Source organism: Paenibacillus sp. FSL W8-0187, assembly GCF_037969755.1.
Taxonomy (GTDB): Bacteria; Bacillota; Bacilli; order Paenibacillales; family Paenibacillaceae; genus Paenibacillus_AQ.
Genome location: NZ_CP150206.1, coordinates 4,368,001 through 4,394,385, shown reverse-complemented (window position 1 = coordinate 4,394,385; position 26,385 = coordinate 4,368,001). Strand labels below are relative to the sequence as shown.

At 47.2% G+C, this 26,385-nt stretch carries 25 protein-coding genes; 17 read left to right on the top strand and 8 right to left on the bottom strand.

What is annotated here, in order from left to right; genetic code table 11:
* Positions 1-45 precede the first annotated feature (45 nt).
* The 10 genes from MKY48_RS19570 (at position 46) to bshB2 (ending at position 7,950) form a co-directional block, all read left to right on the top strand.
* Positions 46-411: a glyoxalase superfamily protein gene (locus MKY48_RS19570; protein ID WP_339265638.1), complete on the top strand. Its 366-nt coding sequence runs from the start codon at positions 46-48 to the stop codon at positions 409-411.
* Positions 408-1,316, top strand: a complete 909-nt coding sequence (locus tag MKY48_RS19565) for a hypothetical protein (protein ID WP_339265637.1) — start codon at positions 408-410, stop codon at positions 1,314-1,316. The genes MKY48_RS19570 and MKY48_RS19565 overlap by 4 nt, the downstream gene beginning before the upstream one ends.
* Positions 1,317-1,407: 91 nt before the next feature.
* Positions 1,408-1,932 carry a YfiT family bacillithiol transferase gene (locus MKY48_RS19560; RefSeq protein WP_339265635.1) on the top strand — a complete coding sequence of 175 codons (525 nt, stop codon included), beginning with the start codon at positions 1,408-1,410 and terminating at the stop codon, positions 1,930-1,932.
* Between the two features lie 157 nt (positions 1,933-2,089).
* Entirely contained in the window at positions 2,090-3,091 is a 1,002-nt protein-coding gene (locus tag MKY48_RS19555) for a Gfo/Idh/MocA family oxidoreductase (protein ID WP_076321823.1), read from the top strand.
* Positions 3,092-3,113: 22 nt separating this feature from the next.
* The gene (locus MKY48_RS19550; protein WP_339265633.1) at positions 3,114-4,061 is read left to right on the top strand and encodes an AraC family transcriptional regulator; all 948 of its coding nucleotides are present in this window, start codon (positions 3,114-3,116) and stop codon (positions 4,059-4,061) included.
* Between the two features lie 14 nt (positions 4,062-4,075).
* A complete protein-coding gene (locus MKY48_RS19545) occupies positions 4,076-5,164 on the top strand; it encodes a Gfo/Idh/MocA family oxidoreductase (protein WP_076321821.1) in 1,089 nt (362 codons plus the stop codon).
* A gap of 189 nt (positions 5,165-5,353) precedes the next feature.
* Entirely contained in the window at positions 5,354-6,148 is a 795-nt protein-coding gene (locus tag MKY48_RS19540; protein WP_339265631.1) for a helix-turn-helix transcriptional regulator, read from the top strand.
* A gap of 184 nt (positions 6,149-6,332) precedes the next feature.
* Complete coding sequence (locus tag MKY48_RS19535) at positions 6,333-6,824, top strand: DUF523 domain-containing protein (RefSeq protein ID WP_076321819.1); 492 nt, start codon at positions 6,333-6,335, stop codon at positions 6,822-6,824.
* Positions 6,825-6,926: 102 nt separating this feature from the next.
* Positions 6,927-7,271: a YojF family protein gene (locus MKY48_RS19530; protein ID WP_076321818.1), complete on the top strand. Its 345-nt coding sequence runs from the start codon at positions 6,927-6,929 to the stop codon at positions 7,269-7,271.
* A gap of 22 nt (positions 7,272-7,293) precedes the next feature.
* On the top strand, positions 7,294-7,950 hold the full coding sequence (gene bshB2, locus MKY48_RS19525; RefSeq protein WP_076321817.1) for a bacillithiol biosynthesis deacetylase BshB2: 657 nt from the start codon (positions 7,294-7,296) through the stop codon (positions 7,948-7,950).
* A 218-nt stretch (positions 7,951-8,168) separates the two neighbouring features.
* On the opposite strand, the gene cdaS is transcribed toward bshB2, so the two are convergent.
* Positions 8,169-8,789: a sporulation-specific diadenylate cyclase CdaS gene (gene cdaS, locus MKY48_RS19520; protein WP_339290442.1), complete on the bottom strand. Its 621-nt coding sequence runs from the start codon at positions 8,787-8,789 to the stop codon at positions 8,169-8,171.
* Positions 8,790-9,034: 245 nt separating this feature from the next.
* Here cdaS and MKY48_RS19515 point away from each other — a divergent pair, with 245 nt between their 5' ends.
* From MKY48_RS19515 to MKY48_RS19500, 4 genes are all read left to right on the top strand, one after another.
* Positions 9,035-10,873 carry an assimilatory sulfite reductase (NADPH) flavoprotein subunit gene (locus tag MKY48_RS19515; RefSeq protein WP_339265628.1) on the top strand — a complete coding sequence of 613 codons (1,839 nt, stop codon included), beginning with the start codon at positions 9,035-9,037 and terminating at the stop codon, positions 10,871-10,873.
* A gap of 37 nt (positions 10,874-10,910) precedes the next feature.
* Complete coding sequence (cysI, locus tag MKY48_RS19510) at positions 10,911-12,629, top strand: assimilatory sulfite reductase (NADPH) hemoprotein subunit (protein ID WP_339265626.1); 1,719 nt, start codon at positions 10,911-10,913, stop codon at positions 12,627-12,629.
* 155 nt (positions 12,630-12,784) lie between these two features.
* Positions 12,785-13,336 (top strand): sigma-70 family RNA polymerase sigma factor, encoded by a 552-nt coding sequence (locus tag MKY48_RS19505; protein ID WP_339290440.1) that lies wholly within the window; start codon positions 12,785-12,787, stop codon positions 13,334-13,336.
* Positions 13,329-14,456, top strand: a complete 1,128-nt coding sequence (locus MKY48_RS19500; RefSeq protein WP_339265623.1) for a DUF4179 domain-containing protein — start codon at positions 13,329-13,331, stop codon at positions 14,454-14,456. Before MKY48_RS19505 ends, MKY48_RS19500 begins: the two co-directional genes overlap by 8 nt.
* A gap of 49 nt (positions 14,457-14,505) precedes the next feature.
* On the opposite strand, the gene MKY48_RS19495 is transcribed toward MKY48_RS19500, so the two are convergent.
* Positions 14,506-15,711 carry an MFS transporter gene (locus MKY48_RS19495; RefSeq protein ID WP_339265622.1) on the bottom strand — a complete coding sequence of 402 codons (1,206 nt, stop codon included), beginning with the start codon at positions 15,709-15,711 and terminating at the stop codon, positions 14,506-14,508.
* Between the two features lie 509 nt (positions 15,712-16,220).
* Here MKY48_RS19495 and MKY48_RS19490 point away from each other — a divergent pair.
* Positions 16,221-16,940: a YebC/PmpR family DNA-binding transcriptional regulator gene (locus MKY48_RS19490; protein ID WP_076321809.1), complete on the top strand. Its 720-nt coding sequence runs from the start codon at positions 16,221-16,223 to the stop codon at positions 16,938-16,940.
* 121 nt (positions 16,941-17,061) lie between these two features.
* On the opposite strand, the gene MKY48_RS19485 is transcribed toward MKY48_RS19490, so the two are convergent.
* The 4 genes from MKY48_RS19485 to MKY48_RS19470 all read right to left on the bottom strand — a co-directional run bounded on the left by MKY48_RS19485 (position 17,062) and on the right by MKY48_RS19470 (position 22,151).
* Complete coding sequence (locus MKY48_RS19485; RefSeq protein WP_339290437.1) at positions 17,062-18,270, bottom strand: peptidase; 1,209 nt, start codon at positions 18,268-18,270, stop codon at positions 17,062-17,064.
* Positions 18,271-18,496: 226 nt separating this feature from the next.
* Positions 18,497-19,678: an MFS transporter gene (locus MKY48_RS19480; protein ID WP_215163016.1), complete on the bottom strand. Its 1,182-nt coding sequence runs from the start codon at positions 19,676-19,678 to the stop codon at positions 18,497-18,499.
* 1 nt (position 19,679) lies between these two features.
* Positions 19,680-20,960: a hypothetical protein gene (locus MKY48_RS19475; protein ID WP_339265617.1), complete on the bottom strand. Its 1,281-nt coding sequence runs from the start codon at positions 20,958-20,960 to the stop codon at positions 19,680-19,682.
* A gap of 18 nt (positions 20,961-20,978) precedes the next feature.
* Positions 20,979-22,151 carry an ROK family transcriptional regulator gene (locus MKY48_RS19470; RefSeq protein ID WP_215163014.1) on the bottom strand — a complete coding sequence of 391 codons (1,173 nt, stop codon included), beginning with the start codon at positions 22,149-22,151 and terminating at the stop codon, positions 20,979-20,981.
* 735 nt (positions 22,152-22,886) lie between these two features.
* Between MKY48_RS19470 and MKY48_RS19465 the strand changes: the two genes are divergently transcribed.
* Positions 22,887-23,408: a GNAT family protein gene (locus MKY48_RS19465; protein WP_339265614.1), complete on the top strand. Its 522-nt coding sequence runs from the start codon at positions 22,887-22,889 to the stop codon at positions 23,406-23,408.
* A gap of 144 nt (positions 23,409-23,552) precedes the next feature.
* Positions 23,553-24,185 carry a YdcF family protein gene (locus MKY48_RS19460; RefSeq protein ID WP_339265612.1) on the top strand — a complete coding sequence of 211 codons (633 nt, stop codon included), beginning with the start codon at positions 23,553-23,555 and terminating at the stop codon, positions 24,183-24,185.
* Between the two features lie 30 nt (positions 24,186-24,215).
* Here the strand turns inward: MKY48_RS19460 and MKY48_RS19455 are convergent, their stop codons facing one another.
* Together MKY48_RS19455 and MKY48_RS19450 are read right to left on the bottom strand one after the other, a co-directional pair.
* Positions 24,216-24,668: a hypothetical protein gene (locus MKY48_RS19455; protein WP_076321779.1), complete on the bottom strand. Its 453-nt coding sequence runs from the start codon at positions 24,666-24,668 to the stop codon at positions 24,216-24,218.
* 27 nt (positions 24,669-24,695) lie between these two features.
* On the bottom strand, positions 24,696-26,138 hold the full coding sequence (locus MKY48_RS19450) for an ATP-binding protein (protein WP_339265610.1): 1,443 nt from the start codon (positions 26,136-26,138) through the stop codon (positions 24,696-24,698).
* Between the last annotated feature and the right edge of the window lie 247 nt (positions 26,139-26,385).

Here is a 26,385-nt window from a genome sequence, read left to right as displayed (position 1 = left end):
TACATAAGGAGTTTGAAAAATAAAGGATGTAGTAGGGGGCAGATCATGAGCAAAATCATACCATTATTCAGGGTATTCGATGAAACGAAGGCAAGGGAATTCTATATCCAATATCTTGGTTTTACCTTGGATTGGGAACATCGGTTTGATGACTCGGCACCGCTCTACATGCAAATAACAAAGGATTTGTTAACGATTCATTTGACGGAGCATTACGGAGACTGTTCCCCAGGAGCAGCCATTCGCGTGGAGATGGCAGGGATTGAAGATTTTCACGAACAGCTGTTAAGCCAGAACTATCCGTATTCCAGGCCTGGAATCGAGACTGCACCTTGGAACAGCAAAGAACTATGTGTCGTTGATCCATTCGGCAACCGAATCACTTTCTACGAGGAGTTGGAATCCAAGTGAAGAAGCTAAACAGGATGCGATTTGAACAAGCCAGGCAATATATGCTGCACCAGGCCAGGGACCTTGAACGGGCACTATTCCGGTACGAATTCGAGGACGGGTCGTTTACTGACGTATTAACCGAGCTCGATAGCTATCAGAACGAGGACGGTGGATTTGGTCATGGTCTTGAGCCCGATCTTCGCTGCAAGGAGTCATCTGCTCTGGCAACAACCAGAGCGCTTGAGATTCTTCGGTTAAATCCAGATCATCCGGAGCGCAGCGAACGGGTTATATCCACGTTAAAGTATCTTGAGCACTCCTATGTGCCAGAACGGTCAGGGTGGGACATTATTCCTAAGGAAGCCGAGCAGTCTCCGAGGGCGATCTGGTGGCAGTACGGAGCCTTCAAGGATCATTGGGGAAATCCGAATGCGGATATCACCGCCTATTTTATCGACGAGCGGGAGTTATACCCTTTAGAGTTTTTGGAATCAAGGATTGATTATGCTGTGAACTACCTGAAACAATCTAGCGATCTTCATGAAATGCATGAATTGTTTTGTTATTTGCGCTTGAACGAAAGATTGCCGAAAGAACAGGCTTCCGAGATCGAAGAAACCCTTGAGGTCTTCATGGATAATTGCATAAGCAGGGATCCTGGCAGCCGCGAGGGATACGGAGCAACGCCTCTCAGCATTATGGATTCTCCGAATTCACCTTATTATGCTAAATACCAAGAGCTTCTGCCGCTGGAACTGGATTTGCTTATAGAGAATCAAGGGGAAGATGGTGCCTGGGAGCCCAATTGGAGCTGGTACCAGTACGAAGAGGTATGGCCGTTGGCCAAGGAGGAATGGAAGGGCGTTCTGACATGGAATGCACTTCGGACGCTGCGTAATTTTGAACGGATTGCGGTGGATTGACATCGGATCAGGGATACTGGACTCGTTGTAAAATGCTAATATCATTACCATACGAATTTTACAAAAAATGATGGTCAAGGAGTGAGGGAACATGGATTTGAGATACCCGATAGGGCAATTTGAATGGGAAGGGCACTCCGCGCCTGAACAAAGGGAGCTCTGGATTCAAGAGATTAAGAGCCTGCCGGAGAAACTGAGGGCTGCAGTCCAGGGGCTAAGCCAGGAACAACTGAATGTATCTTATCGAGATGGAGGTTGGACGATCCGTCAAGTCGTTCACCATCTTGCAGATAGCCACATGAACAGCTATATTCGGTTTAAACTTGCTTTAACGGAAGACAACCCAACAATTAAGCCTTATGACGAGCAGAAGTGGGCTGCCCTTCAAGATTCATTGATCCTGGACATTGAGGCATCGCTTGTTTTGCTTGATGGCATGCATGCCAGATGGGGTGCTTTGTTAGACATCATGGATAACGGAGACTATCTCAGAACGTTCTATCACCCAGAGAACCAGCGAAAAACCAGTCTGGAATACGCCATGGGCATGTACGCCTGGCATGGAAAGCACCATACTGCACATGTCACATCTGCAAAAGAACGATTGAAATTTTAGATACAGCACAGCCTGCTCCGTCAACTGGCGGAGTTTTTTACGTGTCACCGTGTCGTGATATCTAACTTGATTGTCGCAATTTTACACTGTGAATCGGGCGGTTCGTGTGATAGATTAATGGCATGATGTCCTAATATTAGATACTGAGGTGACGAGAATGATTAGAATCGGAAAAATTAGTTATTGGCATGTGCACGCGTGGGATTATACGAAACAAGCGCAGGAGCATCCGGATGCTCAAATCGTAGCGGTATGGGATGAGAACCCAGAGCGCGGAAGAGAAGCAGCGGAGAAGCAAGGCGTACCTTTTTATGAATCCTTGGATGACATGCTGCAAAGTGACGATATCGATGCTGTGATCGTGGATGCTCCGACATCCATGCATAGAGAAGTGATGTTGAAAGCTGCGGCAGCAGGCAAACACATTTTCACGGAAAAAGTAATTGCTGCCACCCTGCAAGAAGTCAATGATATCATCAATGCCGTGAATGAGAACCAAGTCAAATTAACGGTATCGCTACCGCGACTGAATGACGGTTATACTTTGGCGATCCGCGAGGTATTGCAGCAAGAGTTGCTTGGCACCGTAACACTTGTTCGTGTACGCTTGTCTCATAATGGCGCGACTGCCGGATGGCTGCCTGAGCATTTTTACAGCCTGGAGCAGTGCCGTGGAGGCGCCTTAATCGATCTGGGATGTCATCCGATGTATTTGACACGCTTGTTCCTGGGTGAAGAAGCGGTTGATGTCAATGCGAATTTCGGATACATCACGGGTAAGGAAGTGGAAGACAACGCCGTTGCTACGCTTTCTACAGCTACGGGAGCGGTCGGTGTGGTTGAAGCCGGATTTGTTAACAGCTTCTCGCCATTTACGATTGAAATTCATGGTACGGATGGAACGATTCTGTACGGAACGCCGGATAGCAAACTTCTGATTCGTTCAACGAAAAAAGAAGAGTACAAGGATGCTTGGATTGAGCTGCCGGTACCGGCGAATCGTGCAAGTGCATTTGAACAATGGATTTCCCATATTCAAGAGGATACCATTGCAGAGGAAAATATCGCATTTGCGGTTGAACTAACCAAACTAATGGAAGCATCCAACCGTTCGGCCAAAGAGCATCGCGCCATTCGTTTGGATGAACTGCAAGCATAAGATACAGGGATGATGCATCAGGATGAATAACCATTTTCCATACGAATTGATGAAAGATCGGCAGGATGCCTTGGAGCGACTTGATCTGAGAGTCTATTGGGGGCGTTATGAGATCCGGGTTCTTCGGTTTCATCTCACCACCTTTCCGCCAGGAAAGATTGTCTCCTTCCACAAGCATGCGGAGTATGAGTTTCATTTCATACCCCGCGGCAAGGGGACCGTTATTATGGAAGAGGAACCTTATCCGCTGCGGGAAGGCATGTTTTATTTAACGGGTCCGAATGTGCTTCATTATCAGGAGGCGGATGCAGCGGAGCCGATGGACGAATTATGTCTGCATGTGGACATTATTCCACGCGATGAGGTATCCGAGCATGAGAGCCAGGTGCTGCCTGTTTCGGATCCATGGGAAATGGCGGAAGCCGATGACTGTATGGAGAAGCTGAGGGGATTACCGCTGAAGCCAACGATGGATATCCATCGTGCGATGCCTTATTTCCTTGAGGCTTATCAGGCTTCTCAGGAGAAGTATTCGGGTCTGTATACAACGATTAAGCAGTGCATTATTCAGATATTGCTGCGCGCTGTACGCGCATATGAATCCGAGCCATCGGAAGCGGAACTGCCTTCACGAGATATGAAGGCTTACCGCTATCAATTGGCCCTGGAGTATATTCATGCAAACTCTTCGGGAGAGGTTGTACTGGATGACGTCGCGGAGAAGCTGCATATCAGCTCAAGGCAGCTGCAGCGAATATTCAAGGAGCAAGCGGAAGGGCAGTCCTTCAGCGAAATACTGGAACATGTCCGGCTTGAAGCCGTATGCAGGAAGCTGATCGATACCAATTGGTCGATTGATAAAATCGCCATCCACGAAGGCTTCTCAAGCGGAAGTTATTTGCATACCGTGTTTCGAAAGAGATATGGATATACGCCATCAACATATCGAGCAATGAATGTGAAATTGTAGGGGGAGTATCAGCCATGAGCAAAACCATTCGAATAGGAATTATTGGAAGCGGCGGCATTGCGGGGGAGCATGCAAAGTATTATAAACAAATTGACGATGTGCAGATTGTTGCCGTAGCTGATATTTTACCCGGCAGAGCCGATCAATTTATTGAGCGCTGGGGACTTCAGGGGGCAATCGGATTTGATGATCACCGCAGATTGTTGGATCTCGACCTGGATGGCGTAAGCATCTGTACGCCAAACGTCGCTCATTACAGTACCACGATTGATGCGCTGTCAGCGGGCAAACACGTAATGCTCGAGAAACCGATGTCGGTCACGTTGGATGAAGCCATCGAGATGGTCCAGATCGCGAAGAAGACAGGGAATATGCTCAATGTAGGCTTCCAGCCGCGTTATGATCCGAACATGGGCATCATTAAGAATCTGATCCAAAACGGCGAGCTTGGAAAAGTCTATTATGTGGAAACCGGAGGCGGTCGCCGCCGTGGGATGCCGGGTGGCACGTTTGTTCGACAGGAGATTTCAGGGGCAGGTGCCATGGCGGACATTGGCTGTTATTCCTTGGACATGGCCCTGAACGCACTTGGATATCCCAAACCGTTGACGGTATCCGCGTATACATCGAATTATTTTGGCACGAATCCCAAATATCACTCCGAATCCGGAGCGTTTAACGTCGAGGATTTCGGCGTAGCGATGATACGATTCGAAGGAGACCTTGTGCTTAACTTTAAAACTTCGTGGGCTATGCATATGGATACCTTGGGGGCGACCATGTTCCTTGGAACGGATGCGGGCATGAAGATTACACCGGCAGGTTCAGGCCCTTGGAGCGGTGTGTGGGATGGGAAGGTAGGATCGATCTCCTTGTTCCATGATATCCAAGGTCATCATACCGAAAGCGCAATACCGCTGGTCCACCATGAGCTTAACGTATTTGAGGAGAAAATCAAGGATTTCGTAAGCGCTGTGCGCGAAGGCAAGCCGGCACCGATCCCGGGCGAGCAGGTGCTTCGGAATCAAGCGATTCTGGACGGCATCTTGCGGTCTTCCCAAAGCAAAAAAGAGGTTGAGATTCATATTCCGGACTTGGATTGATGGTAAGAAAGCCGCGCGTGCAGCGCGGCTTTTTTTTGTGATTGTTTATACTTGTGAGGTGATATTTTTAACATATAAAAGCTTCCATTTTTTAGATGGATATGATAGTATAAATGCGAACAATTGTTCCTCGGAAGAGTTGGATTGGACCCAGACATAATATCCGGAATGAAGGATGGTGCAGACCTGATGACTGATCGATATGCTGAAATCGATGAGGTAATCGCGTATATTCACAATAATATTTATGAGCCTCTTCCGTTATCGACACTGGCGGATTACATAGGATACAGCCCATATCATTTTTCGCGTATATTTAAGGATCGAATCGGACTGCCTCCATTATATTATGTGTCCTCGCTTCGTTTGGAGAAGGCGAAGGACTTGCTATTACATACACATCTGAGTATCCGGGATGTCGCCATGGAGATCGGTCAGCAGAGTCTGGGTACATTTACAACACGCTTTACGGAAAGAGTAGGAGTGACCCCTTCCCAGTTTCGAAACTCGAGGGAAGAGGCGGACGAGCATCTGTTATCCCTACAGAAACTGAACAGCTGGCGTGACTCCATACCGGTTGTGAATCCCAATCTGACAGTTGAGGGCACGGTAGAGGCAACGGCTCCATTTCAGGGTGTCATCTTGATCGGGCTGTTCGCCAAGCCGATTCCCGAAGGTTTACCGTTATACGGAACTTTGTTATCCTCCGTCGGCTCGTTTCGGTTCGGCGACGTCAGACCCGGAACGTATTATCTGATGGCCACTTCGGTCCCATGGGGCATGCAGGCGGTTGATTTCCTGCTTCCTAAGTCTACCACGCTGCGTACCCGTTCGAAGGAACCCATTATCGTTACCCCAAACTTCAAGACCCCGCATCTTCATGTAACATTGCATGTTCCCCGGCTGGATGATCCGCCGATTCTGATTTCTTTGCCATTATTAATGAATCATTTTCTCAAAAGGGTTGCTCCCATGCTGCGTTGAGCCCTGGAGAGGATCGGTTCGTATGTTGATACACTTTTGGCATTGAAGGCTACCTCACACCATGGCAGCTCTTCATTGCATTTCGTTGACATTTGGATTCTGATTCCTGATACTTAAATGAGGGCGAATGGCATAGGCAGTATTGTTATTTGTAAGTAAGAACGAGAGATTTGAGGTGTCACCTGTGATTGTTGTAAGCTCGTGTTTAGCCGGTTTGCAGGTTCGTTATAACGCTACGGACAGTTTGGATGCGAACATTCAGCAGCTGGTCAAATCGAAGAAAGCTGTGACCGTATGTCCCGAACTTCTTGGCGGATTCTCAACTCCACGGGAGCCTGCGGAGATCGTCGGAGGAAACGGTGATGACGTACTGGCAGGGAATGCTAGAGTGGTTGAATTGTCCGGGAAAGACGTGACCGAGATGTATATAAATGGTGCCTACCAAGCGCTTCGAGTGGCACAAGAGCTCGGAGCATTGCTGATCGTCCTGAAAGAGAGCAGTCCTTCCTGCGGCAGTGCCATGATTTATAATGGAGAATTTGCCAATGAGAAGATAGCCGGTTATGGCGTAACTACGGCTCTGCTGCGCAGGGAAGGTTATAAGGTTATTTCAGAGCACGACCTTAGCGTATATGCAGCACAGCCGGAATACGCCTCTCTTTTTATTGGGAGATAAATCAAACGTCTTCGTTTATATATTTTCGTCCTGCTCTATAATTATGATAGAATTATCATATCGACTGCTTACATGTTGTGATTCTTTATATTGGAGGGAATTATGGAACTCATAAATCAAACCGAAGTACAACAAATGATTGATAAATTGAAGGACCAGGATTTATATATTCACCTTGAGATGACAACAGGCGCTTATGCTGCCCATTATGACAGCACGAAGCACCCCGCGGCTAACTTTATTACGAATGCAACCATTCGTTACAGCCACGGTTCTATATCCGGCAATGGACCCTATCGGGTTGGATTGAAAATGAGTCAAGGCTGGGTATATACGGAAGGACTCACCCATTTCGAACAGAGTGATACCGATCGGCTGATCATGGCAGGTCATGACAGTCAGGGCAAACTGGTTGTCGCTTTGCAGCTGAGCCGGGAGCCTTTTTAATAGAGAGAGGAGACGAGGATTGATGGAGCAAAACATACTGGTCATATTGCCGCACCCGGATGATGAAGCATTTGGTTTATCCGGAACGTTGGCTAAATACATTATGGAAGGCGCTCATGTGACCTATGCTTGCCTAACGCTTGGGGAGATGGGCCGCAATATGGGCATTCCCCCGTTTGCAAACCGTATCACGCTTCCAACCATTCGCAAAGCAGAGCTGGAGGAATCCTGCAAAGCGATAGGCATACAGGATTTGAGATTGCTTGGTTTCCATGATAAAACGATTGAATTCGAGGATCAAAATAAGCTGGATAGCGCGATTGCTTCCCTGCTTCAGGAGATAAAGCCATCGCTGGTGTTCACGTTCTACCCTGGATATAGCGTTCACCCTGACCATGATGCAACGGGAGCGGCTGTAATCCGCACGATTCAGCGTATGCCTGCCGGGGATCGACCAGTCGTTCAATGTCTGGCATTCTCCAACAATTGTGAGCAAGAATTGGGTAAACCGGATGTTTATCAAGATGTATCCATGTTTATGGTACAGAAGCTGAACTCCATTCAAGCCCATCGCTCTCAATTCCAAGCAGCGGAGCTGCTGGGCAAGAAACAGATGAAGGCCAAGGAAGTGGAGCAGCGCTTCGGGACGGAACGTTTCTGGACCTATACATTTGAATAAATCTCCAACATGGGATGGATCCATAAAAAGAGCCGCAGATGCTAATTCTGCGGCTCTTTTTTGCATGGTTTGGTCTTAATGCATTGCGGAGAGAATGAATCGACGTGCCGCCTTCTTAGAACAAATCGGATGGATATAAATACGGTATTTATCGATTAAGTATTGCACGATGAAGGATGCAGCGATTCCGGCCACGCCGAGATCCATGTGCTGACTAATTAGGGGCTACTAATGGATAAGGGGTAAAGCGTTCCTTTCATACAGAAGGAGGTTTTGCCTGTCTCCTCCTCTGATACAACGAGTACCAAGGCATCGCTGATTTCGGATAGGCCAATGGCTGCACGGTGACGGGTTCCGAGCTTACGTTCACCATAGGTTTTTGCTGTTAAAGGCAACACGTTTGCGGCGGAAATAATCATCTCTTTACGTACGAGCACAGCCCCATCGTGCAGCGGGCTGCCGGGAACAAATATGGATTCAAGCAAGGGACTTGTGATTTCTGCAGACAAGGGAATCCCTGGCGTTATTAACGAATCCAGACCATCTTCCCGTTGAATCACAATGAGCGCACCCCGTTTTTTTTGACTGAGATGATATATGGATTTCGCGATTTCTTGGTATTTGCTTGTGAAGGGGAAGAGAAAACAATTGAGATAATACGTTGATGAAATCGATTCAGCTTCCAAAAATTTAGTTCTGACAAGGTCTAACTCACCCAGCAGACATGAACTATCCTGGTCCAAATTGACGATGATATGCTGTAATTGTCTGGTGATATCCGAGAGCTGTTCCTTTAATTTGTTTTTCAGCGGCGTAAAATTACAATCCTGATTTTGCATCCGATATCTTCCTCCTTATCATTGGTATCATTACCATTCGGGGATATCGATATTCTTTAAAGCTGGTGGAGTTTCACTTATAGTTAAACTCGGAAAATCCGATTTATTAGTAAAACTGATAAATGCTATAAGAACATTGTAATTGACCGGTCCAGGTAAGCTGTGATAGGTTCAAAGGAGAAATAAAATTAATTGTATCGTAATAGTAGGAATTAATAATGTGCGCTTTTGAGAGGTGGATATTGTTGGAACTTCAAGTAATGAACAGTCCTTTTAATCAGGAACAGGTGGAGCTGCTGAACCGCCTACTGCCCACACTGACAGAATCCCAGCGGACCTGGCTCAGCGGATTTATCGCTGCATTACAGGGAACGGCAGCCGCAGCAGCAGTTGTGGCAGCACCGCAAGCGAACACGTTAGCCGCTGTATCGGCGCCAGTGGCAACAGCTGCTAAAGAAGTCACCATCCTATACGGATCACAGACAGGCAATGGTCATGGATTATCGAAAAAGTTATCGAAGAAGCTGGAAGAGGTTGGCCTGCAGGTCACGATGTCTTCTATGAGCGATTTTAAACCGAATAATCTGAAGAAGTTACAGAATCTCCTGATTATCGTCAGTACGCATGGAGAGGGTGAACCGCCGGATAATGCAATCCCATTCTATGAATTTTTGCATAGCAAGCGAGCACCTCAGGTAGACCATCTTCAATATTCCGTACTGGCGCTGGGGGATACCTCGTATGAATTTTTCTGCCAAACGGGTAAAGATTTCGACAAGCGGCTCGAGGAATTGGGCGGCAAGCGGCTGACGCCAAGAGTAGATTGCGATGTGGACTTTGATGAGTCGGCTGCAGATTGGATGAATCAGGTTCTTCTATCGTTGAACGAGGCTGGAGCGGGATCATCCGTTGTTGAAAATGGGAGTGCGGTAGCCCTGAGCGATAGTACGGAATCGGAATTTTCAAGAAGCCATCCATTTCAAGCGGAAATCCTCGAAAATTTGAACTTGAACGGAAGAGGATCCGACCGTGAAACACGCCATATCGAAATTTCTCTTGAAGGTTCGAATTTGCAGTATGAGCCGGGCGATAGCTTGGGAATCTATCCGGAAAATCACCCGCAGCTGGTGGATGATCTCATCGCTGCTATGGGATGGAATGCTGATGAAGTGGTTGTCATTAATAAGCATGGTGAAGCGCGAACGCTTCGAGATGCCTTGCTCCGTCACTATGAAATCACGGTTCTCACGAAACCTCTGATCGAGCAAGTGGTTAAGATTTCAGGGAATGAAGGACTACAATCATTGCTGAAGCCAGGTCATGAGCAGGAATTGCGCACCTATATTGAGGAACGGGATTTACTCGATCTGGTACAGGATTATGGTCTGCAGCAAGTGGCGGCGAGTGATTTTGTATCCATACTACGCAAGATTCCGGCCCGCCTTTACTCTATCGCAAGCAGCTCCAAAGCATTTCCCGATGAAGTTCATGTTACCGTTCGAACGGTCCGTTATGAAGCACATGGCCGCCATCGCTACGGCGTATGTTCCGTACAATTGGCAGAGCGTCTGGAAGCTGGCGATTCGCTGCCGGTATACATTCAGCATAACCCGAACTTTAAGCTGCCTGAGAATTCGGACACTCCGATCATTATGATCGGACCTGGTACAGGCGTGGCACCTTTCAGAGCCTTTCTGGGGGAACGGGAAGAGACGGGGGCAGAAGGGAAATCATGGTTGTTCTACGGAGATCAGCATTTCTCAACGGACTTCCTCTATCAGATTGAATGGCAGCGTTGGTTGAAGGATGGAGTACTGACGCGTATGGATGTTGCTTTCTCTCGGGATACGGACCAAAAAGTGTACGTACAGCACCGCATGCTGGAGAAGAGCAAGGAGCTATATCAGTGGCTCCAAGAAGGAGCCTGCGTCTATGTTTGCGGCGATGAGAAGAAGATGGCTCATGATGTGCATTCCGCCCTGGGGTCCATTCTCGAGCAAGAAGGCGGCATGAGTCCGGAAGAAGCTGCGGAATATCTGACGCTCATGCAGCAACAGAAACGTTATCAGCGGGATGTGTATTGAGATCATCCCTGTGGTTTTCGAGAGGAGAAAAAGGAACATGTCTGATAATAATCTAGTATCACCCCATAGTGCGCCGCATAGTGATGTTGAGGACATCAAGCGTCGAAGCAACTATCTGCGTGGCAGTCTTGTAGAGACATTAGAGGATCGCATTACGGCATCGATTCCCGAAGACGATAACCGGCTGATGAAATTTCACGGCAGTTATATGCAGGATGACCGGGATTTGCGTAACGAACGACACAAGCAAAAGCTTGAGCCTGCTTACCAGTTCATGCTGCGTGTTCGTGCCGCTGGCGGTGTCGTAACTCCGGAGCAATGGCTGATGATGGACCATGTAGCCCAAAAGTATGCCAACGGAACGATTCGCTTGACCACACGCCAATCTTTTCAGCTTCATGGCGTACTGAAGTGGAATATGAAGAGCACCATTCAAGAAGTGAATGAAGCCATGCTTAGTACATTGGCTGCTTGCGGTGACGTCAACCGTAACGTGATGTGCAATCCGAACCCTTATCAATCCGAAATTCATTCGGAGGTATACGAATGGGCACGTATGCTTAGCAGTCATCTCGATCCGCGCTCGCGTGCGTATCATGAGATTTGGCTGGACGGCGAGAAGATTGTAGACAGCCTCCAGGAGGAGCAGGAGCCGATTTATGGGCCGGTGTATCTGCCGCGGAAATTCAAGATCGGGATGGCTGTGCCGCCTTCCAATGATGTTGATGTGTATTCCCAAGATCTTGGCCTCATTGCAATCATTGAGGAAGGACAATTGAAAGGCTTTAACGTTTCGGTAGGCGGTGGCATGGGGATGACACACGGTGATCCGTTAACCTATCCTCAAGTGGCAAAAGTCATTGGTTTCTGCAAACCCGAGCAGATCGTTGACTTGGCCGAGAAGACGGTGATGATCCAACGTGATTACGGAGACCGTGCGGTGCGCAAGCATGCTCGTTTCAAATATACGATTGATGATCGCGGAATCGATTGGTTTGTGGGCGAGCTCACAAGCCGTCTGGGTTGGAAGCTGGAGGAGGCAAAACCGTTTCATTTTGATCATAATGGTGATCGCTACGGCTGGGTTAAAGGCAGCAATGGCAAATGGCATTTTACACTGTTCATCCAAAACGGGCGTGTGAAAGACGAAGCCGATTACCTGCTGATGACAGGCCTGCGTGAAATCGCTCAAATCCATAATGGAGATTTTCGTCTGACGGCCAATCAGAATCTGATCATTGCCAATATCAGCAGCCACAAGAAGAAAAAGATTGAAGAACTCATCAAGCGTTACGGACTTATGGACGGTCATCATGATTCTGCCCTGAGAAGAAATTCCATGGCATGTGTAGCCCTACCGACATGTGGATTGGCGATGGCAGAATCCGAGCGATATTTGCCGACGTTATTGGATAAAATCGATGTCATTCTGGAAGAGAACGGACTTCGCGAAGAGGATATCGTCATTCGAATGACCGGGTGCCCGAATGGATGTGCCAGACCGATGCTGGCCGAAATCGCATTTATCGGAAAGGCGCCTGGAAAATATAACATGTACCTGGGTGGAGGTTTCTCCGGACACCGACTGAACAAGCTTTATAAGGAAAACATCGGTGAGGCCGAAATTTTGGATTCCCTTCGTCCCATCATGAAGCAATTTGCACAAGAACGCGAGCAAGGCGAGCATTTCGGTGACTTTGTTATTCGTGCCGGTTACGTGAAGGAAGTATTAGACGGGCAACAATTTCATGCATAATGATACTCAGTTATAAACAAACCGGAGTTCTTCTTGAGGAGAGCTTCGGTTTGTTTTGTTTATTGCACATGGGATTGAGATAAATTAAAACCGTTTTGGGAGTTCGTCCGTCTTAACCCATAGAGCATCATATAGAGAGAGAAGGAGAGGAGATCATGATGGGCTCCCAAGCAGAGATGAAAAAGGTGGTACTGACAACAACGGAAGAAGAAACCGATTTTTACCAGGCTATTATGGAACACAAGGACACACTGATCCATATTGCTTACAGTTATTTGTGCAACCGATATGATGCCCTGGAAGCAGTGCAGGAGATGACGTGTAGAGCATGGGTCAAGCGTTCAACGTTAAAAGAAGGGAGAGCATTCAAAGCCTGGATCATCCGCATCTTGATCTATGTTTGTATTGACGAACAGAGACGTCGCAAGCGAGCTGTCCCAGTGCCTGATCATGAGCTGGAAAAAGCGATTGTCAAACCAGCTTTGGGAGGGTTCAATCATAACAGGCTTGCTATGTGGCCCGTTCTGAAAAAGGTGAAGCCCAAGTACCGACATGTGCTGATATTGAAATATTATAATGACATGACACTGAAGGAGATAGCTGCGATCCTCGGCAAGCCGGAGGGAACAGTAAAGACATGGCAGTACAAGGGGCTGGAGCATTTACGAAAATTAATGAATAATCGGGGGGAATGGCAGGATGACTAGTCCTGAAGAACAAGCAATGCTTGCCGATGCGGAACAGATCCGTCAGGAACAACGGCAGCAGCTTCATGCTATCGATGCTACATACGCTATTCAGCGCGGGTTGGCGATGGGACGGACGCGCGGGAAATCTCGAAATCTTTCTTTGAAAGTGGCTGCTATCACACTCATAACTATTATGGCTGCCGGTTTGTGGCTGCTCAGTCCGTTCAAGGACACCGTTGCTCCACAGGCAGCCAAGGAGCAGACGTTGGACTGGGGAGCACTGAGCAAGTTTAAGGGAATGGACTATGATATCGATCAAAGTACATTGGAGTCGGCGATAAGAAACAATTATATTCAGATGATCAACAAGTCGGTGAAATCGGGACTTTACGAGATTAACATCGATGCTGTTACAGCGGACGAGAACAAATTAATACTGTTATATTCAGCCAAGACGGATTACAGCCAGGAGATCTATGATGTGAACAGTGTTAGAATGAAGGATGCGCAAACAGGCCGTTCTTTAGGAAATACCTCAAAAATAGGAGGCTGGGAGAGTCAAAGCTGGCAAGGGCGTGGAACATTAAAGTTGGATCGCAGCCAACCTTTCCCTAGAAGCATTGAAGTGGATTTTCAAATTGCATCCGTAGATCGAGGCAAACTGTCTGATCCCAAGACAGGAACGGTCAAGTCAGAGATGAATTACTCCGAGAGGATGAAAATTAAGTTCAACTTGGATCCGAAATTTGCTTCAATCAAGACGGAGACGTATCAACCAAATCAAACATTCAAGCTAGGCGATCATCAGATTGTGTTATCTGAGGTTGAGATTTCTCCGCTCATGACACAAGTAAGATTCGCTTACGATCCTGGGAAAAAAATTGATTTTCAAACCAAGCTTTCGATAAGTGACATGGTACAACCATTCGAAATTGTATCGAAGACGGCAGATGGGCGAACTTATAAATTGTCCAGCTTGTTGGGACACGGAACGGAGGATGGGTCTCAGTATACGTTCAGCAGCAATATGCTGGATGATCCAGAGTCTATGGTACTGAAGTTGTATCCTGAATCCCGTTCATCGTATGCATCTGAACAAGAAGTAGAAAAACATATGCTGGAGTTCAAAATAAAATAAGAGAATAAGAGCCGCCTCTAGAAATGTGTGAGGCGGCTCTTATTGTTGTTCATTGCTCCAATACGCTTGCGGTGCTCGTTTTCTTTTTCAACAGAGGGAGCAGCAGCGCCGAACCGGTCAGGAATAAGAATGTGCTGGCCGCATAAACGGCGAACAGGGACAGTTGGTCTTTGAGCAATCCCCCCAGCGACATGCCCAGCACCATCATTCCCATATAGATGGGGGTTAGGGCGCCGCCGACCCGACCGATATACGGCCCCTCCGTATTGTTTAGGATCATGGTGTTGATTCCAATGTGGATGGTCGGATAAAAGAATCCGTTAAGCACTAGAAGCAGTATCGTAAAGATGACGCTGGTTGACCAGCCGATACCAAGGGTCCCGACAGCACTAACGCTCAGGCCGAGAGCAAGTAAGGTTTGAGGGGGTATTTTCTTAGCAAATGCCATGACGAAGCCCCCTCCGACGAGCATCGCCGCCCCATTGACCGTTAACAGCCATTGCAAGAATGACTTATCCTGACCGAGGTTCTCAATCGTCACAAATATCGCGAGCGGCTGAGTAAGTCCCGCTCCCAAGCCAGCCGCGGCGAAGGTCGCGCCAAGGGTTCGAAGCGTTTGATTATTCCACACATAACGAAGGCCTTCAATAAGCTCTTGTTTCAGGTTCTGCTGCTTGGATTGTGTCTCTTCCTGTAAATCACGGGGCAGCATTGTCAGAATCAATCCAGAACCCAGGAATAACGCGCCTGTTACGATCAGCGATACTTCTATGCCGAACGTTTGATATACAAATGCACCGGCGATCGGGCCGATGACCGTAAAGAAGGCAACCATCGATTGAAACATGGCCATCACGGATTGCAGCTGTTCAGCGGGTACATGCTGTTTGAACAGCTTCATCGCTGAGGGCTGAGAGAATTGAGACAGCGAAGCTGAGACGAACGTAAGTACCAGCAATGCCTGCCACGACCCGTTATGAACGGCGATCAGTACGAGAAATACCGATACCGCAGACAATGCATCAGAACTGACCATAGTACGCTTGGGTCGCCAGCGGTCCGCGAAAGTACCGCCGATGAAGGCAAACAAGAAAATGGGCGCAAATTCAGCTACGGATATGAGGGATACATACACAGGGTTATTGCCTGTCAAGTCGGTAACGTATAGCAGAATGGCAAAGTTACGAACCCAAATGCCAAGATTCAAGAGAATGCGTGACAAGACAATCGTTCGAACATAGGGATTGTTAAGCAAAATGAAGGTGTCTCCTTTCGGGATCTGTACTTAACAGATGGGATATCGTAAAAAACAAGCGAATGCGCATTTCGTTGTTTGATACATAGACATAATATTATTTTGTCTATAAATAATCAACTGTTTTTTTTATTTCATCTACTTTTTTCGTAAAAAAAGCGCTTCCCGCATTTGTTCATGAGCAGGAAGTGCCTTTGAGACATTCGAAGAGGGCAGCACCAAGACCAGCACGAACAAGACTTGCAATAGCCGGAGGTTCGTCAACCCGGCATACATATCTGGGGGCAATTCCAGCCTCCTTCAAGAATTTCTCGTTCATTTGTTGGAATATAAAATCTTCCTTATAGCTTACTCGTCGGCGATCATCACGGATTGATGATTACGGGGATGTGTCTATTTTCCGGATATACGCTCTTAACCTTGTTCAAGGGACTTAATAGAGATATAATGGACAAGGGTATTTATTGAATACCGGCTACAGATTCAATGATGAAAGAGAGCGGAAATGTATGGGCCGTAAATGGAATAATATTAAGGAAAAGAAAGCATCCAAGGATGCTAATACAAGTCGCGTATACGCGAAATTCGGTGTAGAAATCTATGTTGCTGCCAAAAAAGGCGAGCCGGATCCCGAGTCCAACCGTGCGCTGAAGGTTGTTCTTGAGCGTGCCAAAACATACAATGTGCCGAAAGCCATTATTGACCGTGCCTTGGATAAAGCCAAAGGCAGCGGGGATGAGAATTATGAAGAGCTGCGCTATGAAGGTTTTGGTCCGAATGGTTCGATGATCATTGTTGATGCTTTAACCAACAACGTCAATCGTACGGCGCCTGCTGTACGTTCTGCCTTTAATAAGAACGGCGGCAATATGGGCGTCAGCGGTTCAGTATCTTATATGTTTGATCCAACCGCAGTAATCGGCGTTGAAGGTAAGTCGGCTGAGGAAGTTATGGACCTGCTGCTCGAGGCCGATCTGGATGTCCGTGACATCCTGGAAGAGGAAGAAGCGGTGATCGTCTATGCTGAACCCGACCAGTTCCATGCGGTTCAGGAAGCATTCAAAGCCGCTGGAATTACGGAGTTTACCGTTGCCGAGCTTACCATGCTGGCTCAGAATTTTGTCACCTTACCGGAAGAAGGACAGGTACAGTTCGAGAAGCTGATCGATGCACTGGAAGACCTCGAGGATGTTCAGCAGGTGTATCACAACGTGGAATTTGAGGAATAGTTAAGTAACGATTGATATCTTACTACATTAAAAAAACATCGTATTCAGGAATTCCTGAGTACGATGTTTTTTTGTTTTTTGGCGATTTATTTTAGCTACGGTAAGCAGCCAGAACATTAGCTTAGTTGTCGGCTTGAACCATAATCACTTCGGCGGAAGTGAATGCGGGTATGGACATGGTCATGATCGGGGAGTGGGAGACCACGATTTTCATGCCGGGTTCCAGCTTCTCGTCGGGATTCAGTCCAATCACTTGAGTATCCTTGGAGATGGTGATGATGATATCGTTATCCGTGGATTGATCTGAACCTACATTGATATACAGTTGATCCTTAGAAGTGCGTTCGGATGCAGTTATCGTGCCTTCGACTTTGGGCGCTGAGGTATCGGAGACCACGATCTTATCTGCATGCGACAGGGCAGGGTAAATCACGGACACGTATTCAGCTTCGATTCGCAGACCCGATTTCAAGGCTTCAGCTGTTAATGGTTTGCCCTCGGCATCTACAATCTTTGTGTCGCCATCAACAGCGAGCACGATGTATTCGAGGTCACCTGCTTTAACTGGTTTACCGGAAACGCTAATTCTTCCATCCTTCATTTCTGTAAGGATTCCGTCAATGCCGGCTGCTTGCTCCTGATCGTTATTCTCGGCATCCGCGTTGACCCGAATATAATTCGTTGTTGATTGAGGCGGCATACTTAACGCAACGGTAGGTCCATAGAAGGAACGAATGCTCATGCCGGTTTTCAGGTCGCTTGCTTTCATTGTGTTGCCATTTTGATCGATGATTTTTGCTTTTGGATCCAGATGAAGCAGAATGGTCTCTTGGCTGTCGTTGTACAGATTGGTTCCCTCCACAAGGATACCTTGTTTGTTAACCTCGGAGATAGTTCCATCTATAACGGCAAAGTCGTGATCCTGAACAATAATCGTAAGCGCCGAACCTTGAGCGGGTAAGCTCTTCGTTATGTTTGGGCTATAGAAAGCTTTTATCGCTTTGTTTTTATCCACGATCGTTTGCAGCTGGACCTGGTTCCCTTGGGCATCGATGATTTTAGTATCCTTGGATACGGAGAGCCTGATTTCTTGTTGGTCGGTTGCTGCCAACCCCCGGCCGGCTACGGTAATCCATGTGCCTGTTTTGTCATTTACGAAGTCCTTTATGTAGCCCATCGTTCCAGGCACGCTTTTCTTCACCTGGTTCATGATGTTACCTTGTCCCGTATGGGCTGAAGCAGGAGGGACGTCCTGTGCATTCGCTGCTATCGGCAGTGCCGCCATCGCTAGAACTGTAGCGGTTGTTAGTACTTTGTAGATTTTTTTCATGGTAGTATCCTCCAAATGTAGATTATCATAGAACGCTAGGATTCAGCTAAGTCTTATCATGAATTGGTAATATGTACTTGCTGCTATATATCCATAGACGGACGGGACGTGCTAATGTTGCACAGAAGATGAAAAATCTCTTGTGAGCATCGTGGCAGTCCAAAAATAAAAAGATCGCCCGATGCTGCGGGCGATCTTGGGGAGCGTAATGATTATGCAGAAATGATTAGGCTTTTGTCCGTCCAGGGGTGCGAATAAGCAGGGCCAACACTGTAATAATTGCTGTAAAAAGAAAGATCATATTAAATCCATGCTGAATGCCAAAGGAATCGGATACTTCTCCAATCAAGAGTCCAACAACGGCACCTCCCAAACCAGAGGCAACGTAGATGAGGCCTTGCAGTGACCCGGCCTGCTTCGTGAGTTTCGAAGCAATGCCCTGAGCCGTCGGAAACAATACGGACAGGGCAAGTCCGAACAGCATCATCAGATAGCTGGCGTTCACAACTAGGACCCGCCCGAGAATCAAGGCTAGAAAAGCGAATACGGAGAATCCGATCAAGGTGCGTCTTTCGCCAAGCTTGTAGATGATGAACCCGCCCACGAAACGTCCAATGGTAAATAAGAAAGCAAAGCTGGCAATGATATACGCTGCCGTTGAGGCTTTCTGCGCCGCGTCCATCCCGGCTATGTCCAGCGACGTATAGAAGATAGGGAAGAAATTCAGGAATCCGGCTTCTGCTGCAACATAGAACAAAATGAACAGAATGACGTATAAGATTTGGCGATCCTTAAACAATCTTGCAACCGACATCAAGCTGACTTTATCTTGTCCTTCGGAGACGACCTTCCGTTCCGGTTTAAACATCATAAGTCCAGCCAGAATGAGGGCAATCACGACGGCTACTCCGATATAGAACATCCGCCAACTGATGTTGTGAGAGAAAATCGCATTCAGTACGAGCGGAGTAACAATCATTCCAACTCCGAATAACGCGTTGGCTAGGTTGAACACCACGCCGGATCGTTCCTTGAAGAAGGTGGGGATCAGCGTCGCAACAGAGACTGTCATGGAGCCGATACCAACACCGACAATCAGATAGAATCCGAGGAAGAAGGCCACGGCATAGGAGGAGCCGGTTCCGATTAAACCGAGAATCATCAGAACCGTACCGAAGGTCATGACAATCTTGATGCCTTTACGGTCTGCGAATATACCGGCCACAAGGCTTGCCAGCAAAAATCCTACTTGAAAGACGGATACCATAACGCCGACTTGGCTGAGATCCAGATTGATATCGGTCTGGACCTTCTCCAGAATGAGCCCCTTGGTGTTCTGAATTCCGCCGAGTACAAACATGGTAGCAAAGATGAGAAAGTAAATAATGGGGCGCTGTATTTTTTGCATGCTAGTTCATTCCTTTCTCTCGATAGGTTTGTATGGCTTCAAACAGTTCATCCGCAGCCCAGCCGTAACAGTAGTACAGCAGTTCATCTGCGGCACTACGCTCACCGGCCTTCACGGCCTCGATCAGATTCTGAGGAGAGATGTTCCACATCTGAATTCCGCTATAGATACGCGTATCGGGGGCGGATAGATTTCGCACCTTGTTGTTCTGATCAGCGACAAATTGAATAGGGAACCCTTCTCGCTTAAACGTCTCATAGGACAGGTCGTACGGAAGCTCAAAGAATCTTTTAAAAGCTCGGAATGCACGTTCCTGTTCCTCTGCAGTATCCGCTAAATAATGAATCAGTCCTTGTACGTCCGCACCGCCGCCCAGCTTATGATACGGAAAATGTTTCAAGGCGGGCGCAAACTTCGTGATGCTTGCATAATCCTGACCGAGCATCCAGCTGTAAGCAGGAGGCCAGAGGTCCAGCCACAAGGTAAAGTCTTCGTTTACTTTCCTTACGCGATCGATGAGACGTTCCACGAAGCCGGTTACGCTTCGTTGACGAAACGTGATCCATTCTTGTATAAGCACATGGTTTTGGGCAAACGTTACGGCCTCCTCGAATTTTTTCTCTGCAATTAGGGAGGTCCATTGTCTCAGCGTATCCTTGAGGGCGCTTACATCCATGTGCTGTTTCAGCATTTTCTTCTCGCAGTGCGGACAGAAGCAAGTTAACAATCCTTTCGGGTTCACTTCTTCGCCGCCCCAATCCGGATACCGGATGCGATCAATCATGTAAGTGGTGTATCCGTAGCGCTTGCGCAAGTCGAGCAATGCTGTTTCCCAGAAGCCGATGACATCAGGGGCATTGGGACAGAGCCAGTGAGGTATGACTTGTCCATCCATATCCGTAACTAGGTTGTTGGCGAGCAAACGGCCTTCAAAATGGCCATTTAAAATATTCAGCCACGGGATAATCTCGTACTCTTCGTCCTGCAGTGATTCTTTAATCATCATCAAAGGGTCCTGATCCGGGCTGAGGGTGAGTTCTCTTCGCTGATCAAGTCCAGAGCCCTCATAAGAAGGAAGGATGGCGTGCATCGTTCCCGTACCGAATACAACTTCGTGCACGGCGTTTCGCGGTAAACGGCCAACAGGGTTCGGATTTCGTTCGAAAATGGTATTAACTTCAGGGAAGATGTAACGGACATCCTTCAGCTTACGAATATAAGACATAATCTGCGGTATACCTTCGTCTACAATATCATGCGGGTGCAATTGGATTCCTGACATTTTATAATCACGCTCCTGTTAGTAGAGTTGTTTGTCATTCATATATTGAAGTGACGGGTAAGCTTGCTTTAAGCCCAGAATGGCTATGCCTTGCAGTGCGGATTGATGCTGTAGGGTTGATATCTCGATCGTAACATCGGTCACGTCCGTAGTGTGGAGCCCCACTTTGGCATTCAATCCTTCGAGCGAGAGGGATTGCGTTAATCCACCCATAAGCAGGATCTTCTCCGGATTGAGCAGGGAAATAATATTCAGAATGCCCAGGGCCAAATGCTCCTCGAATCTAGAAACCAAATGACGTGCCTGGATATCTCCCTCCACAGACATCTCAAATACTTCTTTAGCCGTAAGCTTCTTATCGAAAATCTTAAGCGCAGCAGCTTCCAAACCGGAACCGGAACATATAATTTCAAAGTGTCCCTTGTCCGATGGGGTATACAAATGATGCTGCTGAAACAGCATGTAACCAATTTCACCTGCTGCGTTTCTTGCACCTCGTATCAATTTGCCGTCAATCAGAATAGCGGAACCCAGCCCGGTTCCAATGCCAATGAGCACGGCAGAGTTTAAATTCTGGAGCGCGCCGGCATACATCTCGCCGACAAGCGCAGCTCGCACGTCGTTCTCAACGGTAACGGGTACCTGAAATACGTTGCTAAAGTACTGCCTTAGATCAATGTTCTTCCATTCCGGCAAGTTGGGAGATCCTTCAAGGACCATGCCGCAGGATGGATCAACGATTCCGGGAGTGGCAATACTTATGAATGCGAGGCGGTTGGCCGGCTGTCTGGTAGATTCAATGAAATCTTTGATGTCGGTTGCCATATGGTCTAGAAATTCCCGGCTTGACTGATGCTTATAAGTAGCAACGGTATGCTTAGCGATGCATTCGCCGGCCAGATTGAATTGTCCGAAATGGAGGGTAGTCCCCCCAAGATCAACGGCGATACCGAAGGCGGCGTTCTTGGCAAAATGAAGTCTTGTGCCGCGTTTGCTTAAATCGGCGTCATCCTTCTCGTCAAAAATTAACTTCTCCTCAATGAGTGTCTTGACGATATCGGACACGGTTGCCTTGGTTATCCCGGTCTCTTTGGCAATGTCGGTCCGGGCTATAGGTCCCATATCCTTAATGGTGTTGAGCACAATCTCTTTGTTCATCCTGCGAATCGTGCTGGGCAAATGTACTTCCATTGTGTGCGATCACTACCTTCCTCTTTAAACACTCTGCCCTTTAAGTTTAATAAATAAACTTAAAAGGACGTGAATGTGGGATTATCAAAATGTTTATGAAGAATTAATATTGAAAAACTCTATTTAAGTTTATAATATATCCTTAATGAAACCGGTGTCAATGGAAATTCATTAAACAATAAATGGTTGCCGACTGGATCCCGTTCAAGTCGTCGCATATCTGATACCATATTGTTGGAGGATCATGTTATTGATGAAAAAGACGAGGGGGTAGCGCAGTGAAGGAAGAAACGCTGCTTCAGCTATTGGACGAGTTGAATCAGCAATAAACATTCTATCTTTATTGCTGCTGATTTTCCGTCACGGATTACAGACTATAGTTAAGAATATCTATAGGGAGAAGGGCTGTCCATTTGAACGGTTTTATCTCCCTATACAACCTCCAAAGGTTTAAAGTTAACCAGGGTAGAAGAATTCTTAAGCTTTTGCTTATATCATGAAGGCATGCATTTTGATAAAATGAAATCGATTCTCAGCCAAAATAACCGGGAATTTGACATATTATGAAGGAGTCTCATAATTTAGGGCGAATATATTCGGAGTAGTCTGTACAGTGAAAGAGGGTGACCCGGCGTTATCAAGAAAGATCTGCATATACGGCGAATCGCATTTGCCTCTGTATTGAAGTGTGAGGAATGAGGACACTTAAATACAACTTGAAGAGGAGTTAGGCAAATGGATATCGTTACCGAAAGATTAGTGATTCGCGAGTTTGAACCAGATGATTGGCAGGATGTTCTGCAGTATACATCCGATCCGGTGGTGATGCATTACATGCCTGAGCCGGTGCATACGGAAGAAACGGTGAAGCAATTTTTGGAGCAGAACAAGGGTGAAAAAGCTCATCATTATGCGGTTATGCTGCAGGAAGATCAGCATGTGATTGGTCACATGGTGTTTCATCCATGGTTCGGCGAACATACGTATGAAATCGGCTGGGTGTTTAATTCGACCTATCATCGTAGGGGGTTTGCCACGGAAGCCGCCAGAGCTTTGCTTCAGCACGGCTTCGAGGTATTGGGGTTGCATCGAATCATTGCGACATGCCAGCCCGAGAATACACCTTCGTACCGGGTGATGGAGAAGCTGGGCATGAGGAGAGAAGGCTATTTTCAACAGTGTATCCCTCGTGGCGATATTTGGTGGGATGAGTATTCCTATGCTATGCTAAAGTCTGAATGGCGTACTATTTCATAGTTCTGTTGTTGTAACATGCGTGCCCAATGTATCTCTCATAACAATGAGGTGCATTGGGCTTATTTTTTCTGAAATCTGTGAATAAGGGCGGCTTGCTTAGAACGGATGCCTTAGCTAGATTAAGATTGGGCTTGGAGGTGCAACATGATGCGAAATATGCCGGCAAGGGAAGCGGGGGGCAGAAGAAAGCGTATCGTGATTCGAGTTTTGCTGGGACTAATGGGAATCCTGCTGATTTATACGATATATGTGGGCAGCACGATTTGGAACTACGCACAAAGAATAGTGAATATCCCGGCTGATGCAGCAATAGTGCTGGGGGCTGCAGTATGGGAAGGAGAGCCTTCGCCTGTTTTTCAGGGACGCATTGATCATGCACTTTGGCTGTATGACCGTCAGTTCGTAAACAAGCTGATATTTACAGGTGGACGTAGTTCGGAGGATGAACTTGCTGAATCGGAAGTCGCCAGGCAGTATGCCATCAAGCACGGTGTTCCAGAGAGCGATATCCTTATCGAAACGGCTTCGAGGATCACCGAGCAAAATCTGCATTATGCCAATAAGGTAGGAGATTCAGCAGGGCTGTCCTCCTACCTTATTGTAAGTGACCCGCTGCATATGAAGCGGGCGATGATGATGGCAGAAGATATGGGCCTGGAAGCCAATCCTTCACCCGCATCCCGGAGTGCGTATCAGAGCCTGAGAAGCAAAGTCCCTTTTTTAATCAGAGAAGTCTTTTATCATATCGGTTATCAACTGGCTGCACCATTCCGATAAGGGGTCTGCTCAGAGGAAGGCCGTGTCCGATTACAGATTCTTGAGATCGTTCGCAAGCATCTGATGGCTCTCCTTGTCGGTTACCCTATCGAGATACCTTGTCGCGTTTTCTTTGGACGCCATAGCTTGCTCCTTGTTTCCCAGGACCAGATAGGCTCGGGCTTCCGCTTCATACCCGTAACCTATATAGAATGGTTCGAGGCTTGCCGATGATCCGACAATGATGCAGCGCTTGGCATAACGCAGTGCTTGTTCGCCTTGACCCGCTACCGCATACACTCTGGAGAGCTGCCAATATCCAATGGAAAGGTTGCGCTGTGTATGATCTTCAACCCGTGTCCAGTGCCAAAACGAGCTGTGACATATGTGAATCATGTTTTCTTCGTCTTCCGGTGTACGTTGTTTGTTCTCCAAGATATCCCATACCTGATTGAAGCAGTCCATCGCAAATTGTTTATGTGTTTTTGGTTCCTGATTGTCCATGCCTTTTCCTCCGATAATATGTATGCGTTATAAAGCCGGTAAATGGATCGTAAAGGTTGTCCCGTGATCAGGTATGCTCTCTACGTTCATCGTTCCGCCATGATTATGAATAATGTTCTTGGTAATCATCATTCCGAGTCCCGTCCCGGTGTCTTTGGTTGTAACAAAAGGCTGTCCCAGGGATTGGATTTGCTCCTGTGTCATTCCAACCCCTTCATCCTGCACGATAATTTGAACCTCTTGAGAATTGTGCAAAATGTCTAAGGTAATGGTACCACCTTGATTCATCGCTTCCATGGCATTTTTTAGCAGATTGATGAATACTTGCTTGAGCTGGTTTACTTCACCCTGAACGAAGACCGGAACCCTCGGATAATGAGGGATGATCTCGATGTTTTTGAGGGCAGCTTGAACCTTCATCAGCGTAATGATCTGTTCCATAATGGCAAACACGTCGATGGGTCCGCTGATGTGAACGCCCTGCGGTTTCGAGAGCACCAGGAGTTCATTGACAATGAGCTCGATGCGTTTGAGCTCCGATTCAATGATTTCAAAATAAAGCTCGTTGCTGCGCTCCGCGGATCGCAGCAACTTCACGAATCCATTAATCGAAGTTAATGGATTTCGAATTTCATGGGCAATGCCAGCGGCCAACTGGCCGGCGGTGGTCAGCTTCTCGGATTGCATCACGCGATCCTCTTCTGCCCGCTGCTCTGTGATGTCTTTAAAGATGCCGACAGCGGCCTTCTCGCCTTCATAATTGATGATTAACGTGAACCCGGTGACCATCTTCTTTTGTCCGTCCAGACAGCGTATCAGATAATTGAAGCTTCCGAGCTCTCCGTTCTCCGCATATTTTGCCCTGCGTTTCATCAATGCGTTATGGTACGATGCGTCGACGATCACGTCGGTTGAAATTCCAAGGACGTCACGGGGATGCGCAGCGTTAACAAGTCTGAGCGCGGCAGGATTAACATAGTGGACAATGCCTTTTTTTGTGATGAGTACGGAGAGGGGAAGTCCTTCCAGCAGCTGCAGAAACGAATGTTCCTTCTCGTTGAGCTTCTGTTCCATCTGCTCCAGCTGTTTCATGAGCTGTCTCAGCAGCGTTCGATCCTCAAATTGTACCAAATATCCCTTGGGACCCTGCTCCGGATCCTGCTCAACAGAGCAACGTGCATTAAGGTATAACTCGCGACCGGACGGATGGCAATAAGCATATTCAAACGGGATTAGGGATTGCTGAAGCCCATGTGCAGCTTTTGCGTTCTGAACCACTCGATTCAGTAATTCGCGGAAGCTGTTTTCTTCTTGCGGCGCCCCGGCAGTTAACTCCTGCTGCGAATATCCCAATAGATCACATAGTGCCGAATTGACCTTGAGAATCGTTCCATCAAGCGATACCATTGCCATTCCGATTACAGATTGTTCAAAGGCAAAATCATGATTAGGGCTGGAATAGGGCAGCACTGCAAATCTCCTTTCAAAATTCTGGGAGGATTGAATGTACCCATATTATATGTTGGACCCTGTCATTCATCAATCCTTTAAAGCGATAGATTTTAACGGAAACATCTTGTTTTGGCGAAAAATCAGTGAAATCTATCACATGTCATAGACGTGAAAGAAATAGAGCGGGGCTTTTAGAGGAAGATGACGTACGCAGTTCAAGAATGACAAGGCAGCAAGAATGACAAGGCAGTGAGAATGCCTTGCC

Coding starts and splice junctions, on each gene's coding strand:
- MKY48_RS19570 (WP_339265638.1), top strand. CDS start 46: ATGAGCAAAATCATACCATTATTCAGGGTATTCGATGAAACGAAGGCA.
- MKY48_RS19560 (WP_339265635.1), top strand. CDS start 1,408: ATGGATTTGAGATACCCGATAGGGCAATTTGAATGGGAAGGGCACTCC.
- MKY48_RS19555 (WP_076321823.1), top strand. CDS start 2,090: ATGATTAGAATCGGAAAAATTAGTTATTGGCATGTGCACGCGTGGGAT.
- MKY48_RS19550 (WP_339265633.1), top strand. CDS start 3,114: ATGAATAACCATTTTCCATACGAATTGATGAAAGATCGGCAGGATGCC.
- MKY48_RS19545 (WP_076321821.1), top strand. CDS start 4,076: ATGAGCAAAACCATTCGAATAGGAATTATTGGAAGCGGCGGCATTGCG.
- MKY48_RS19540 (WP_339265631.1), top strand. CDS start 5,354: ATGACTGATCGATATGCTGAAATCGATGAGGTAATCGCGTATATTCAC.
- MKY48_RS19530 (WP_076321818.1), top strand. CDS start 6,927: ATGGAACTCATAAATCAAACCGAAGTACAACAAATGATTGATAAATTG.
- bshB2 (WP_076321817.1), top strand. CDS start 7,294: ATGGAGCAAAACATACTGGTCATATTGCCGCACCCGGATGATGAAGCA.
- cdaS (WP_339290442.1), bottom strand. CDS start 8,789: ATGCAAAATCAGGATTGTAATTTTACGCCGCTGAAAAACAAATTAAAG.
- cysI (WP_339265626.1), top strand. CDS start 10,911: ATGTCTGATAATAATCTAGTATCACCCCATAGTGCGCCGCATAGTGAT.
- MKY48_RS19505 (WP_339290440.1), top strand. CDS start 12,785: ATGATGGGCTCCCAAGCAGAGATGAAAAAGGTGGTACTGACAACAACG.
- MKY48_RS19500 (WP_339265623.1), top strand. CDS start 13,329: ATGACTAGTCCTGAAGAACAAGCAATGCTTGCCGATGCGGAACAGATC.
- MKY48_RS19490 (WP_076321809.1), top strand. CDS start 16,221: ATGGGCCGTAAATGGAATAATATTAAGGAAAAGAAAGCATCCAAGGAT.
- MKY48_RS19485 (WP_339290437.1), bottom strand. CDS start 18,270: ATGAAAAAAATCTACAAAGTACTAACAACCGCTACAGTTCTAGCGATG.
- MKY48_RS19480 (WP_215163016.1), bottom strand. CDS start 19,678: ATGCAAAAAATACAGCGCCCCATTATTTACTTTCTCATCTTTGCTACC.
- MKY48_RS19475 (WP_339265617.1), bottom strand. CDS start 20,960: ATGTCAGGAATCCAATTGCACCCGCATGATATTGTAGACGAAGGTATA.
- MKY48_RS19470 (WP_215163014.1), bottom strand. CDS start 22,151: ATGGAAGTACATTTGCCCAGCACGATTCGCAGGATGAACAAAGAGATT.
- MKY48_RS19465 (WP_339265614.1), top strand. CDS start 22,887: ATGGATATCGTTACCGAAAGATTAGTGATTCGCGAGTTTGAACCAGAT.
- MKY48_RS19460 (WP_339265612.1), top strand. CDS start 23,553: ATGATGCGAAATATGCCGGCAAGGGAAGCGGGGGGCAGAAGAAAGCGT.
- MKY48_RS19455 (WP_076321779.1), bottom strand. CDS start 24,668: ATGGACAATCAGGAACCAAAAACACATAAACAATTTGCGATGGACTGC.